Here is a 13,445-nt window from a genome sequence, read left to right on the forward strand (position 1 = left end):
GCCAGGGCCTGGGCAAACAGTTGCTACGCTATGCTCTGGAACACCTGCATGCCGATAAGCTGGACGTCAACGAACAGAACTCACAAGCGCTGGGGTTCTATTTCAAACAAGGCTTTGAGGTGATCGGCCGCTCCGAGTTTGACGGCATGGGCCAGCCTTATCCGCTGTTGCACATGCGACTGCGTCAAAATCAGCAACATTCGCGGCATGGCTGACACAAAACAGAACAACCGTGGGAGCGAGCCTGCTCGCGAAAGGGCCATCAGTTTCACATCAATGTTGACTGATAAACCGCTTTCGCGAGCAGGCTCGCTCCCACAAAAAGCCGAACCTCGCAAATGGAGCCGGGATTAACCGGCGCCAGGCAGGTACAATGCCCACCCCTTTTTTGTTACGGCCCTGTCATGACTGACCCGATTCGTCTCTCCAAACGCCTCATCGAACTCGTCGGCTGTTCCCGTCGGGAGGCTGAGCTGTTCATCGAGGGCGGCTGGGTGACCGTGGATGGTGAAGTCATCGACGAGCCGCAATTCAAGGTCGACACGCAAAAAGTCGAACTCGATCCAGAGGCCAAGGCCACCGCACCGGAACCGGTGACCATTCTGTTGAACGTGCCCGTGGGCATGGACGCGGATACCGCCATGGCCACCCTGAGCGCCGAGACCCTGAGCGAAGAACACCGCTTCAGCAAACGTCCGCTCAAGGGCCACTTCCTGCGCCTGACCGCCAGCACCGACCTGCAGGCCAACGCCAGCGGATTGCTGGTGTTCACCCAGGACTGGAAGATCCTGCGCAAGCTCACCGCCGATGCCAGCAAGATCGAGCAAGAGTATGTGGTCGAGGTGGAAGGCGACATGGTTGCTCACGGTCTCAACCGCCTGAACCACGGCCTGACCTACAAGGGCAAGGAACTGCCGGCAGTCAAAGCCAGCTGGCAGAACGAAAACCGTCTGCGTTTTGCGATGAAGAACCCGCAACCGGGTGTGATCGCCCTGTTTTGCCAGGCCGTTGGCCTGAAGGTCGTCGCCATCCGCCGCATCCGCATCGGCGGCGTGTCCATCGGCAAAGTGCCGCTGGGGCAATGGCGCTACCTGTCCGGCAAAGAGAAGTTCTAAGGCTTCTCCCGCCGCCACACATTCCGGCGCCGCTGTTTGATACGGCGCCCACTGCTGAATATCAGGATTGCACACCATGATTCACAACGACGTATTGCGCAGCGTTCGCTACATGCTGGACATCAGCGACAAGAAAGTCATCGAGATCATCAAGCTCGGCGGCATGGACGTGTCCATGGAAGACCTGCTGACGTACCTCGACAAGAAAGAGGAAGACGAGGAAGGCTTCGTCCGCTGCCCGGACGACGTCATGGCGCACTTCCTTGATGGCCTGGTGATCTTCAAGCGTGGCAAGGACGAAAGCCGTCCGCCGCAGCCGATCGAAATCCCGGTGACCAACAACGTCATCCTGAAAAAACTGCGCGTGGCCTTCGAATTGAAAGAAGACGACATGCACGCAATCCTCAAGGCTGCCGAGTTTCCGGTATCCAAGCCTGAGCTGAGCGCACTGTTCCGCAAGTTCGGCCACACCAACTACCGCACCTGCGGCGACCAGCTGCTGCGCAACTTCCTCAAAGGCCTGACCCTGCGCGTTCGCCCGCAGTAAGCGCCCCGCCCACTGTAGGAGCACAGCTTGCTGGCGATAGCGTTTTGATGATCGCCATCGCCAGCAAGCTGTACTCCTACAGAAGCGGCCGCAGGCCAGGCTGTATAGCCCCTCATTCCTCGCAAAAATAGTGGCTCCGCTGACGGCGGCTGACGACTAGGGTGTCTTGACACTCAGCTCTCAGGATTCGCCATGCACCCGTACTTTTCCCTGCAAGGCCGCACCGCACTGGTGACCGGCGGCACCCGTGGTATCGGCAAAATGATCGCCAAGGCTTATGTCGAAGCCGGCGCAACCGTGTACGTCTGCGCCCGGGATGCCGAAGCCTGCCAGGAAAYGGCTGAGGAACTGAGCGCATTCGGTTGTTGCCACGGGGTGGCCGCCAACCTGGCGACCGAAGAAGGCGTACTTGAACTGGCTGCGCGACTGGGCGAACAGATCACTCATCTGGATATTCTGGTGAACAACGCCGGCACTACTTGGGGCGCGCCCCTGGAGAGCTACCCGGTAAAAGGCTGGGAAAAGGTCATGCAGCTCAACGTGACGTCGGTGTTCAACTGCATTCAGCAGTTTTTGCCGTTGTTGCGAAAAGCCGGTTCTGAAGCCAATCCGGCGCGGATCATCAACATCGGCTCGGTGGCCGGGATATCTTCCTTTGGTGAACAGGCTTATGCCTACGGCCCAAGTAAAGCGGCCTTACACCAATTGTCGCGGATACTGGCGCGGGAGCTGGTGTGCCAGCACATCAACGTCAACGTGATTGCACCGGGACGTTTCCCGAGCAAGATGACCCAGCATATCGGCAATGATGAACAGGCACTGGCAGAAGATACGGCGTTGATTCCGATGAAGCGTTGGGGGCGGGAAGAGGAAATGGCGGCGCTGGCGATCAGCCTGGCGAGCACGGCGGGGGCGTATATGACCGGGAATATCATTCCTTTGGATGGGGGGTTTAGTCTCTGAGATCGGCGGCGCGTCCTTCGCGAGCAAGCCCGCTCCCACATTTGATCGAGTTCGTCCGGCCAATTCGGTCAARTGTGGGAGCGGGCTTGCTCGCGAAGAGGCCCTTGTAGCCGCCACAGATCCAGAGACGATCGGGTTATGATGCCCACCCTCTCCCCGCTTCGACCCAGACCATGACCTACAGCGTTTCCCCCATCGGCTTCGTGCGCTCCTGCTTCAAAGAGAAGTTCGCCATCCCGCGCCAACCGCAACTGGCCCCGGCCGCTCGCGGTGTTCTGGAACTGGTCGCGCCGTTCGATCAGGGGGATGCCGTGCAGGGCCTGGAGCAGGTCAGTCACGTCTGGCTGCTGTTCCTGTTCCATCAGGCACTGGAAGAAAAACCACGGCTCAAAGTTCGCCCTCCCCGTCTGGGCGGCAACAAATCCATGGGCGTGTTCGCCACCCGTGCCACACATCGACCCAATGGCATCGGGCAATCCGTGGTCAAGCTGGACAAGGTCGAAGCCAATCGCCTGTGGATATCCGGTATCGACCTGCTGGACGGCACGCCGATTCTCGACATCAAACCCTACGTGCCTTACGCCGACATCATCGACAGCGCCTCCAACAGCATCGCCAGCGCCGCGCCACAGCTGATTCCCGTGCAGTGGACGGATTCGGCCCTGCAACAGGCTCACGGCCATGCTCAGCGCCTTGATGAACCCTTGGTGGCRTTGATCGAGCAATGTTTGGCACAAGATCCTCGCCCGGCGTACCAGATTCCTACACCCGAGCGGGAATATGGGGCGCAGTTCTGGGATCTGGATGTGCGCTGGCACTATCCCGAGGCCGGTATTATCCGAGTCCTCGAAGTCATCCCGGTCTCAACTCTGTAGGAGCCGAGCTTGCTCGCGATGGTAATCTCCGAGACGCCATCGCCGGCAAGCCGTACTCCTGCAGAGACATAAAAAAGCCCCCATTGCCTACACAGACAATGGGGGCTTTTCAGGGGTGCGCTTGCTTACTTCTCGACGAACGCACGCTCGATCAGGTAATCACCCGGCTCGCGCATCCGCGGCGAAACTTTCAGGCCGAAGCTGTTCAACACTTCGCTGGTCTCGTCGAGCATGCTCGGGCTGCCGCACAGCATGGCGCGGTCGTCCTGCGGGTTGATCGGAGGCAGGCCGATATCGCTGAACAGCTTGCCGCTGCGCATCAGGTCGGTCAGGCGACCTTCGTTCTCGAATGGCTCGCGGGTCACGGTCGGGTAGTAGATCAACTTGTCACGCAGGGCATCGCCGAAGAACTCGTTCTGCGGCAGGTGCTCGGTGATGAATTCGCGGTAAGCGACTTCGTTGACGTAACGTACGCCGTGGCACAGGATCACTTTTTCGAAACGCTCATAGGTTTCCGGGTCCTGGATGACGCTCATGAAAGGCGCCAGACCGGTACCGGTGCTGAGCAGGTACAAATGTTTGCCAGGCTTCAAGTCATCCAGCACCAGCGTGCCGGTAGGCTTCTTGCTGATGATGATCTCGTCGCCTTCCTTCAGATGCTGCAACTGGGAAGTCAGCGGACCATCAGGCACCTTGATGCTGAAGAACTCGAGATGCTCTTCCCAGTTCGGGCTGGCAATCGAGTAAGCGCGCATAAGCGGGCGGCCGTTGGGCTGTTGCAGGCCGATCATCACGAACTGACCRTTCTCGAAGCGCAGACCCGGATCGCGGGTGCACTTGAAGCTGAACAGAGTGTCGTTCCAGTGATGAACACTGAGGACACGCTCGTGGTTCATGTTGCTCATGTACGTGGGACTCCTGGAGATTTTGCCTGCGCCTTCGATATGCGCAATTGCATCGCATTCTAATGGCAGAGACAATATCTGTTAAATGGATTATTAAGATAAGGGTTATCGGTTATATAGATATGCGATTTACTCTCAGACAACTTCAAGTATTCGTCGCCGTCGCCCAGCAGGAAAGCGTTTCCCGTGCTGCGGGCTTGCTCAACCTGTCGCAATCGGCGGCGAGCACCTCGATCACCGAACTGGAGCGCCAATCCAGCTGCCAGCTGTTCGACCGCGCCGGCAAGCGGCTGGCCCTCAACGCCCTCGGCAAACAGCTGCTGCCACAAGCCGTGGCGCTRCTCGATCAATCCAAGGAAATCGAAGACCTGCTCAACGGCAAGACCGGGTTCGGCTCTTTGGCGGTCGGCGCGACCCTGACCATCGGCAATTACCTGGCCACCTTGCTCATCGGCAGCTTCATGCAGCGCCACCCGGAAAGCCAGGTGAAGCTGCACGTACAGAACACGGCCAATATCGTGCAGCAAGTGGCCCACTATGAAATTGATCTGGGTCTAATCGAAGGCGATTGCAGCCATCCGGACATCGAAGTGCAGAGCTGGGTCGAGGATGAACTGGTGGTGTTTTGCGCGCCCCAGCACCCATTGGCCAAACGCGGTATCGCGACCATGGAGGAACTGAGTCACGAGGCGTGGATCTTGCGAGAGCAAGGCTCTGGCACACGGCTTACCTTCGACCAGGCCATGCGCCACCACCACAGTGCGCTGAACATTAGACTGGAGCTGGAGCACACCGAAGCGATCAAGCGCGCCGTGGAGTCGGGATTGGGGATTGGCTGTATTTCGCGGCTGGCGCTACGCGATGCCATTCGCCGTGGCAGCCTGGTGCCGGTGGAGACACCGGACCTGGACCTGGCGCGGCAATTCTATTTCATCTGGCACAAACAGAAATATCAGACATCAGCGATGCGCGAATTCCTCGACCTGTGCCGCGCTTTTACCGCTGGGGTTCAGCGCAGCGACGAGATCGTTCTGCCGAACATTGCTTAAAGCAGAATGACGGCCCACACCAGCGCAATCATGGTCAACGCCACGAATTGAGCAGCGCTGCCCATGTCCTTGGCGTTCTTGGACAGCGGGTGCAATTCGAGGGAAATGCGATCGATGGCCGCTTCTACTGCCGAGTTCAGCAGCTCGACGATCAGTGCCAACAGGCAGACGGCGATCAGCAGCGCCTGCTCGACACGGCTGACGTTCAGGAAGAACGAAATCGGAATCAGGATGACGTTGAGCAACACCAGCTGCCGAAAAGCCGCTTCGCCGGTGAAAGCTGCGCGCAGGCCATCCAGCGAATAACCGGAGGCATTGAGGATGCGTTTTAGGCCGGTTTGGCCTTTAAAAGGTGACATAGAGTAGGCAACTGACCAGATAAGAGTGGGAACGCTAGATGAAGCAAAGTCAAAAAAGCGTGAACAGGTAGCCGTTTATTGGCTCGGAATTGACTCAAGTTGTTGCAAGAGCAACGCCGCCTGAGTCCGGGTTCGCACATTCAGCTTGCGGAAAATCGCCGTGACGTGGGCCTTGATCGTTGCTTCGGAGACGCTCAGTTCATAAGCAATCTGTTTGTTCAACAAGCCTTCACAGACCATGGTCAACACCCGGAACTGTTGAGGTGTCAGGCTCGCGAGGCCTTCACTGGCAGCCTTGGCCTCAACGGAAACACTGACCGCTTCAAACGCCTGAGGAGGCCAGAATACATCGCCGTCGAGCACCGCGCGTACGGCTTTCTGGATAACACTCAGGTCGCTGTATTTTGGAATAAACCCACTGGCGCCGAATTCGCGGGACTTGACCATGATCGACGCTTCTTCCTGCGCGGACACCATCACCACTGGAATTTGCGGGTACTGACCGCGCAACAGCACGAGCCCGGAAAAACCGTAGGCGCCCGGCATGTTCAGGTCTAGAAGCACCAGATCCCAATCAGACTTTTCACCCAGTCGGGCTTCCAGCTCGGCAATGCTCGCCACTTCCACCAGACGAACATCCGGGCCCAGGCCCAGGGTCACGGCTTGGTGCAGCGCGCTACGAAAAAGCGGGTGATCGTCGGCAATCAGGATTTCGTATGTGGCCATTTTTCAAATGATCCTGTTTTTCAAACAACTTAAGGCACAGCCACGGAGCTGAACCAACAGGGCACGTTCAACGCCAATCAAAAAACAGCGTTTCAAACCTGGCCGCGCCCTAATCGGCGCCAAGCATGCCCAGCGAAACCGGGGTGGTCAAGTTGCGCAATGGCCCAATTTTTCTACAGTATGGGCGACGCCGGGCCTATGCCAGACGCAGTGTTTTGCACGAAGGGCATCAGTTCGGCGTGAGCTGGTGTTGCAATGTTCATGTCCAGCTGATGTTTGGCGTCCAGGTAATGCTGGCTGAACACATCAAAATAAGCGTCCAGTGCCGATGCCGCTGCCGTATCACCCGCCAGATCGAGACACAGTGCGGCCACTTCGGCCGTGCACAAATGTTCGCTGCGGGTCGACCTGCGCAAGCGGTATCGCGACAGCTTTTCGGGCAGCAGGCTCAGGATCGGCAAGCGATCAAAGTAGGGGCTTTTGCGGAAAATCTTTCGGGCTTCTGTCCACGTGGCGTCCAGCAGAATGAATAACGGACGCTTGGAGCTGTCCGTGTCGACGCTGTTGGTGACACGCTCAGGTTCGACGTACTCCCCGGGAAACACCAGATACGGCTGCCACTGCGGGTCAGCCAGCAGGGCCAGCAGTTGTTCATCTACCTCTTTACGCGACCAGATAAACGCATGGTTGTCGCGTACCACATCGGCAATCAGCCAGCCGGTGTTACTCGGCTTGAACACTTCCTTGTTGGTCATGATCAGGCACACCCCCGAGCGCGCTTCGACTTGCGGGCGCCAGGCGCACAGGCAATGGCTCTCGATCACGCGGCAGGCTCGGCAACGCGGAGCCCTCCAGCCTCGGGCCTGAATCGGCTTGATACCCTCTTCCTCTCGCGCATCGCGCAAGCGGGCCACGGCATTTTGAGCAAAGTGTGGGGTGGCAGGGTTCATCGCAGGCAGCGCCGGCAGGGGAAGAAAATCGACACGAAAAGCACTCGACAGAGCAAAAAGTGGCGCCAGTTTATCAGAGCAGACAGCGCAAGCCTGTACCGTCCGGAGCTCGTCCCCTATAATTCGCCGCCACTGAACGCACAGTCATGTGACGGGTCGAAGCACCAGTCACTGAACCAGGAGAGTTTCATGCTGCGCCTTATCGTTCCCACCGCCGCCATTCTGCTGGCGTCGTCCTTCAGCGCTCAGGCTGCGTCCTTGAAAGAGACGGAACTGAACAAATTGCTGCAATCCGTTGCCAGTCAGAGCAGCGCCGGCACTCCACGGGCGATCAACGAAGACATTCTCGACCAGGGTTACACCGTCGAAGGCACCGAGCTGATCAACCACCTCAGCGTCCAAAGCAGCCACGCCGACAAGATGCGCGCCGACCCCAAAGCGGTTTATTTCCAGCTGGGCTCCACCGTGTGCAACAACCCGGGCTTTCGCAAGTTGATGGCCAAGGGCGCGACCATGCGCTACGAGTTCACCGAGGTAAAAACCAACCGCCCGGTGGCTACCGAGCGCTTCAAGGAATCGGATTGCCTGCAACCGGCCAAGAAGAAAAAGTAATCACTCGGAATTGGCGCGCCGCTGTTCATCCTCGGCGCGCAGTTCTGCCAGCAATGCCTGCAAGTAACTTGACCTTCGCTTAGCCTCCTCCAGGCGTCGGCAGCACTCCTCTTCGAGACTCACGTGATGGGTCTCGGCCGATGACTTGAGCAATCGATACAGTTGCGTATCGATCTCCAGGATGACTCTGGCCATAGCGTCCCGCCTCCTTGCTTCTCGCCCTGTTTGGGCGAAAATCCTTCAATTTCCTGAACAGCGCGCCCTGCCTTTGACGCAAAGCTGTCGTGTCACACCTGTAGCTTAGTAAATCAGAGCGCTGGACACTCGGCTTGCGTTCAGACGAGCGGTGAAATCACTTTGCAAATCGTCAATAAGCGGTTGCCAGGCAAGACATTGCGGCGCAATGATCAAGGCAGCGCAATTCTTTGAGAGGGTCTAGATTCATAGTGTTCCCATTCACTTTCCGGGCTGGAAAGGGGCCGCCCGCGATGCGTTTTGTAGTGCGAATGTTTCCTTCATCCAAGGGAAAACAGAGCCAGTATGGAAGGAGAAATTGATGCCTTACCAACCGAATGACCTGCTAAGCCGTCATTTTGAAGAAAGCGGCCACGACCTCACCAGCAAGGTCGAAGAACAACTCAACCTGGTTTCACCCGACAGTCCCAACATCCCCATCTACCGCGACATGATCCTGACCGTGCTCCGCATGGCCCAGGAAGATCACAACCGCTGGAATGCCAAGATCACCCTTCAAGCCCTGCGCGAACTGGAGCACGCTTTTCGTGTACTCGAACAGTTCCGCGGCCGGCGCAAAGTCACCGTGTTTGGCTCGGCCCGAACACCGATCGAACATCCACTGTATGGACTGGCCCGAGAACTGGGCGCCGCGCTGGCGCGCTCAGACCTGATGGTCATCACCGGCGCTGGCGGTGGCATCATGGCGGCAGCGCACGAAGGGGCCGGCAGGGAACACAGCCTGGGCTTCAACATCACCCTGCCCTTCGAGCAGCATGCCAATCCTACCGTGCAAGGCACTGCCAACCTGCTGCCCTTCCACTTCTTCTTTACCCGCAAGCTGTTCTTCGTCAAAGAAGCCGATGCGCTCGTCCTGTGCCCGGGCGGCTTCGGCACCCTGGATGAGGCACTGGAAGTGCTGACATTGATTCAGACCGGCAAAAGCCCATTGGTCCCAGTGGTATTGCTGGATGCGCCGGGTGGCAAGTTCTGGCAAGGCGCGCTGGACTTCATTCACCATCAACTGGAGGAAAATCGCTACATCCTGCCGACCGACATGAAGCTCGTGAGCCTGGTCTACACCGCCGAAGAAGCGGTGGAGCAGATCAACCAGTTCTACAGTAACTTCCACTCCAGCCGCTGGCTCAAGCATCAGTTCGTGATTCGCATGAACCACACACTCAGCGAGCATGCGCTTGAACACATGCAAGAGGCGTTTGCCGATCTGTGCCTGAGCGATAGTTTTCATCAGCACGCCTACAGCGGCGAGGAGCACGACGAAGCGCAGTTCAGCCACCTGGCGCGATTGGCCTTCAACTTCAATGCCCGTGATCATGGTCGGCTGCGTGAACTGGTGGACTACATCAATCTGCCAGAAAACTGGGCCCACTCCAAACCCCAGGTACAACAGCGCACACGCAAACCCTTCAGAGTGACATGAGGCAAAAAAAATGGCCCGCTATCGAAATAGCGGGTCACTTTTATCAATCATCCATTCCCCGGCCACTGAACAAGCGGCCGATCATCTCCATGGAATACCCCCGATAACTCAGGAACCGGCCCTGCTTGGCACGCTCCCGTGCGTCTATCGGTAGATGCCCGGAAAATTTACGCCGCCAGGTGTCCTCCAGTTGCTCCTGCCAGTTGATACCGCTCTCGCGTAATGCGAGTTCTATATCGACACGTTGCAGGCCGCGCTGGCCAAGCTCCTCGCGAATACGCAAAGGGCCATAACCGGAACGGGCACGGTAGGAAACAAAGCTTTCGAGGTAACGGGATTCGGACAGCAAACCCTCTTCCGTCAAGCGGTCGAGTGCGGTGTCGATCATTTCAGGGARGGCACCGCGCTGACGCAGTTTACGCGTCAGCTCGACTCGACCGTGCTCGCGTCGTGCGAGCAGGTCCATTGCGGTTCGCCGCACCGCGACGAGTGTATCGAGTACGGCGGTCATTGGATCAATCAGATATCAGCGTCAGCCAGGTCAGCAGCAGTCTCTTTGACTGGCGATGCTTTGACGTCCGGCGCTGGAGTCAGCAACTTGTCACGCAGTTGCTTCTCGAGCTTGGTGGCGATTTCCGGATTGTCTGCCAGGAACTTGGCCGAGTTGGCCTTGCCCTGACCGATCTTGGTGCCCTCATAGGCATACCAGGCGCCGGATTTCTCAACGAAACCGTGCAGAACACCCAAGTCGATCATCTCGCCATTGAGGTAGATACCTTTGCCGTAAAGGATCTGGAACTCGGCCTGACGGAACGGCGAAGCCACTTTGTTCTTCACGACTTTGACGCGGGTTTCACTACCGACGACTTCATCACCTTCTTTCACCGCGCCAGTACGACGGATGTCCAGACGAACCGAAGCGTAGAACTTCAGCGCGTTACCACCGGTGGTGGTTTCCGGGCTGCCGAACATCACGCCGATTTTCATACGGATCTGGTTGATGAAGATCACCAAGCAGTTGGCGTTCTTGATGTTACCGGTGATTTTACGCAGCGCCTGGGACATCAGACGGGCTTGCAGGCCGACGTGCATGTCGCCCATTTCGCCTTCGATTTCGGCCTTTGGCACCAGAGCGGCCACGGAGTCGACGATGATCACGTCAACGGCGTTGGAACGCACCAGCATGTCGGTGATTTCCAGGGCCTGTTCGCCGGTGTCCGGCTGGGATACCAGCAGGTCGTCGACGTTGACGCCCAGCTTGCCGGCGTACTCTGGATCAAGGGCGTGTTCGGCATCGACGAATGCGCAGGTCGCACCGGCTTTTTGAGCCTGGGCGATCACAGACAGGGTCAGTGTGGTTTTACCGGAAGATTCAGGACCGTAGATTTCAACGATACGACCTTTTGGCAGACCGCCAATGCCGAGCGCGATGTCCAGACCCAGAGAGCCAGTGGAAATAGCCGGGATCGCCTGACGGTCCTGATCGCCCATACGCATTACGGCACCCTTGCCGAATTGACGTTCGATCTGACCCAGGGCCGCAGCCAAGGCTTTCTTCTTGTTGTCGTCCATTAAAGTCCTCACGTAATCAATAAGGCCTGACGGCCAACACCTGTATAAGTAGCCAGTATTATTCCACAGCGTTCCAGGATCGCCTACCCCTGATTTGAGATTTCTGCGGCGGCATGGCGCAGCAGCCCCTCTAGCGCGGCCTTCACCGTTTGTCGGCGGACCTCATCGCGATTGCCGGCGAAGTGTTGCTCCTCGCTGAACACCCGCTCGCCAACCCCCCAGGCCAGCCAGACAGTGCCCACCGGCTTACTCGGAGAACCGCCATCCGGCCCCGCCACACCACTGACCGCCACGGCGAAGTGCGCCCGGCTCTTTTTCTGAGCGCCACGCACCATCGCCTCGACCACTTCGCGACTGACCGCGCCCACGGTCGAGAACAACTCGACTGGCACGTTCAATTGCTCGGTTTTCTGCCGGTTGGAGTAAGTGACGTAACCGGCCTCGAACCACGCCGAACTCCCCGGGATGCGAGTGATCGCCTCTGAGATGCCGCCGCCGGTGCAGGACTCGGCCGCCGTGACGTGAGCATTGAGAACCTGCATGCGCCTGCCCAGTTCAGCGGCCAGTTGGGTAATTTCTTTCACGGTCATCTCCTGAGCGAACGGAAGCGGAATTAGAACTACCGTACACGAGCGTATCGCGCTTGCAAGGCGCAGGATCAATCAAAATGTGAGGGTGCGAAGGCTCTGATATAGGCGTGACAAGCCTGCAAGGCATTCAGTGTGCCGCCAGCGCCGCCCGCTCACTGTTAATCAGGACGAGAATCGCGCGGCGGCACTTCGCAAACGCCAATCCGCTTGGCAGCCCAGCGCTCATAAAGTCCGATGGCGACGTCTGCCCCGGCCATGGCGGTGAGGCATCCAAATGCCCCCGCGGCCCAGATCGACATGCCAGCGGCATACAGCAGCATGATGGCCGAGATCCCGCAGATCATGCAGGCTCCCGAGCGCAAGGCCAGCCGCCGCAGCAGCGACCAGCCGCGAGCACCGTCCTTGTCGGCGCGCCACATTTCGCCAGAAACCCCACCCACCAGAGCAAGGACGATGACGAGCCAGCTCGGCAGGTCCAGCAACACTTGTTGCTCGATTGTCATGTCTCGCCTCCTGCTGTGAGTGATTAGGGGTTCTTTCAAACAGAGGATATGMATGGATGCATATACAGTCAATGCACAAATGCATTTACTCAAACAGCATGAATGCATTGACGCATATAAAACAACGAGGACAAAGGCGCCGGCGATTTTCCACAGACGAAAAAAAACCGCTGGATGGCGGTTTTTGTCTGAAAGCAGCAAGGTTTAGCGGGCGTACATGCCCCACCAGAAAACGTGACCAAGGATGACGATCTGCTCTTCCTGAATGTCCTGGAAGGTGTAGTCCTCGTCCGGGTGTTCATCGCGGTTGAAGCTGCGCAGGCGGATTCCGATTGGCAGGCGATATAGCTGTTTCACCCGCAATTGGCCGTTATGGTTGATCGCATACAGGTCGCCATCAACGATGTCGCCAATCCCGCACTTGCCGGCGTTCACGCCAACGGTTGCGCCATCACGCAGCACAGGCAACATGCTGTTGCCGCGTACCGTCACGCATTTAGCCTGATCAAATTGCACGCCATTGTGGCGCAAACTACGCTTGCCGAAGCGCAGACTAGAGCGTTCGCTCTCTTCGATGACGAATCTTCCTGATCCCGCAGCCAATTCAACCTCGCGAAGAAAGGGGACCGACACCTCGTCATCATCGACAGGCGTATCGTCGTCCCACAGACTTATATCCTTGAGTTCGGAATGCACTGCGTCGCGCGCCCTATTGACGCTCGTCGATACCTGCGCACGGCCACGCAATTGATCGGTGCTTACAGCGAAGTACTCGGCAATCTTCGAGATGTGTTTATCCGAAGGATCGACGATCTTCCCGCCGAGAATCCGCGACAGTGTGGATTGAGGCACGCCGGTACGACGGTGAAGCTCCGTGGGGGAGATCCCGTGTTGATCGAGCAGTGCTCTTAAAACGGTAGAAACGTTGCGTTTTTGCATAACGCGAATAGTGCGTGTTCTTTTTGACGAAAACAAATGCTGTTTTGCATATTCGGTGCATATCC

General features: G+C 57.8%; 18 protein-coding genes. 8 read left to right on the top strand and 10 right to left on the bottom strand.

Features of this window, described 5'->3' with window-relative positions; translation table 11 throughout:
* From AC1DRJ_RS10600 to tsaA, 5 genes are all read left to right on the top strand, one after another.
* Positions 1-215: GNAT family N-acetyltransferase (locus AC1DRJ_RS10600; protein ID WP_477802090.1), on the top strand; the 215-nt coding region annotated here is incomplete at its 5' end.
* 189 nt (positions 216-404) lie between these two features.
* A complete protein-coding gene (locus AC1DRJ_RS10605) occupies positions 405-1,115 on the top strand; it encodes an rRNA pseudouridine synthase (protein ID WP_477802091.1) in 711 nt (236 codons plus the stop codon).
* Between the two features lie 76 nt (positions 1,116-1,191).
* Positions 1,192-1,662: a YehS family protein gene (locus tag AC1DRJ_RS10610; protein WP_477802092.1), complete on the top strand. Its 471-nt coding sequence runs from the start codon at positions 1,192-1,194 to the stop codon at positions 1,660-1,662.
* 192 nt (positions 1,663-1,854) lie between these two features.
* Complete coding sequence (locus tag AC1DRJ_RS10615) at positions 1,855-2,625, top strand: SDR family oxidoreductase (protein WP_477802093.1); 771 nt, start codon at positions 1,855-1,857, stop codon at positions 2,623-2,625.
* A gap of 173 nt (positions 2,626-2,798) precedes the next feature.
* On the top strand, positions 2,799-3,500 hold the full coding sequence (gene tsaA / locus AC1DRJ_RS10620; protein WP_477802094.1) for a tRNA (N6-threonylcarbamoyladenosine(37)-N6)-methyltransferase TrmO: 702 nt from the start codon (positions 2,799-2,801) through the stop codon (positions 3,498-3,500).
* A 125-nt stretch (positions 3,501-3,625) separates the two neighbouring features.
* Here tsaA and fpr read toward each other — a convergent pair whose 3' ends face one another.
* A complete protein-coding gene (fpr, locus tag AC1DRJ_RS10625) occupies positions 3,626-4,405 on the bottom strand; it encodes a ferredoxin-NADP reductase (RefSeq protein ID WP_008054100.1) in 780 nt (259 codons plus the stop codon).
* 122 nt (positions 4,406-4,527) lie between these two features.
* On the opposite strand from fpr, the gene AC1DRJ_RS10630 reads away from it, so the two are divergent.
* Positions 4,528-5,454, top strand: a complete 927-nt coding sequence (locus AC1DRJ_RS10630) for a LysR family transcriptional regulator (protein WP_477802095.1) — start codon at positions 4,528-4,530, stop codon at positions 5,452-5,454.
* On the opposite strand, the gene AC1DRJ_RS10635 is transcribed toward AC1DRJ_RS10630, so the two are convergent.
* From AC1DRJ_RS10635 to AC1DRJ_RS10645, 3 genes are all read right to left on the bottom strand, one after another.
* A complete protein-coding gene (locus tag AC1DRJ_RS10635) occupies positions 5,451-5,813 on the bottom strand; it encodes a diacylglycerol kinase (RefSeq protein ID WP_007947182.1) in 363 nt (120 codons plus the stop codon). The genes AC1DRJ_RS10630 and AC1DRJ_RS10635 overlap by 4 nt on opposite strands.
* A 75-nt stretch (positions 5,814-5,888) precedes the next feature.
* Positions 5,889-6,539 (bottom strand): response regulator transcription factor ErdR, encoded by a 651-nt coding sequence (gene erdR / locus AC1DRJ_RS10640; protein WP_477802096.1) that lies wholly within the window; start codon positions 6,537-6,539, stop codon positions 5,889-5,891.
* Positions 6,540-6,712: 173 nt separating this feature from the next.
* Complete coding sequence (locus tag AC1DRJ_RS10645; RefSeq protein WP_477802097.1) at positions 6,713-7,489, bottom strand: tRNA-uridine aminocarboxypropyltransferase; 777 nt, start codon at positions 7,487-7,489, stop codon at positions 6,713-6,715.
* A gap of 189 nt (positions 7,490-7,678) precedes the next feature.
* Between AC1DRJ_RS10645 and AC1DRJ_RS10650 the strand changes: the two genes are divergently transcribed.
* Positions 7,679-8,101 carry a PA3611 family quorum-sensing-regulated virulence factor gene (locus AC1DRJ_RS10650; RefSeq protein WP_477802098.1) on the top strand — a complete coding sequence of 141 codons (423 nt, stop codon included), beginning with the start codon at positions 7,679-7,681 and terminating at the stop codon, positions 8,099-8,101.
* Here the strand turns inward: AC1DRJ_RS10650 and AC1DRJ_RS10655 are convergent, their stop codons facing one another.
* The gene (locus tag AC1DRJ_RS10655) at positions 8,102-8,296 is read right to left on the bottom strand and encodes a hypothetical protein (protein WP_477802099.1); all 195 of its coding nucleotides are present in this window, start codon (positions 8,294-8,296) and stop codon (positions 8,102-8,104) included.
* Between the two features lie 361 nt (positions 8,297-8,657).
* Here AC1DRJ_RS10655 and AC1DRJ_RS10660 point away from each other — a divergent pair, with 361 nt between their 5' ends.
* Positions 8,658-9,776: an LOG family protein gene (locus tag AC1DRJ_RS10660; protein ID WP_477802100.1), complete on the top strand. Its 1,119-nt coding sequence runs from the start codon at positions 8,658-8,660 to the stop codon at positions 9,774-9,776.
* Between the two features lie 43 nt (positions 9,777-9,819).
* On the opposite strand, the gene recX is transcribed toward AC1DRJ_RS10660, so the two are convergent.
* The 5 genes from recX to AC1DRJ_RS10685 all read right to left on the bottom strand — a co-directional run bounded on the left by recX (position 9,820) and on the right by AC1DRJ_RS10685 (position 13,380).
* Positions 9,820-10,287 carry a recombination regulator RecX gene (recX, locus tag AC1DRJ_RS10665; RefSeq protein WP_477802101.1) on the bottom strand — a complete coding sequence of 156 codons (468 nt, stop codon included), beginning with the start codon at positions 10,285-10,287 and terminating at the stop codon, positions 9,820-9,822.
* An 8-nt stretch (positions 10,288-10,295) separates the two neighbouring features.
* On the bottom strand, positions 10,296-11,348 hold the full coding sequence (recA, locus tag AC1DRJ_RS10670; protein ID WP_131059202.1) for a recombinase RecA: 1,053 nt from the start codon (positions 11,346-11,348) through the stop codon (positions 10,296-10,298).
* An 83-nt stretch (positions 11,349-11,431) separates the two neighbouring features.
* Positions 11,432-11,932 (bottom strand): CinA family protein, encoded by a 501-nt coding sequence (locus AC1DRJ_RS10675; protein WP_477802102.1) that lies wholly within the window; start codon positions 11,930-11,932, stop codon positions 11,432-11,434.
* Between the two features lie 164 nt (positions 11,933-12,096).
* Positions 12,097-12,441: a phage holin family protein gene (locus AC1DRJ_RS10680; RefSeq protein ID WP_477802103.1), complete on the bottom strand. Its 345-nt coding sequence runs from the start codon at positions 12,439-12,441 to the stop codon at positions 12,097-12,099.
* 204 nt (positions 12,442-12,645) lie between these two features.
* Positions 12,646-13,380, bottom strand: coding sequence for a LexA family transcriptional regulator (locus AC1DRJ_RS10685; protein ID WP_477802104.1), 735 nt, complete (start codon positions 13,378-13,380; stop codon positions 12,646-12,648).
* Between the last annotated feature and the right edge of the window lie 65 nt (positions 13,381-13,445).

It is taken from the genome of Pseudomonas sp. P5_B2 (genome assembly GCF_056400445.1).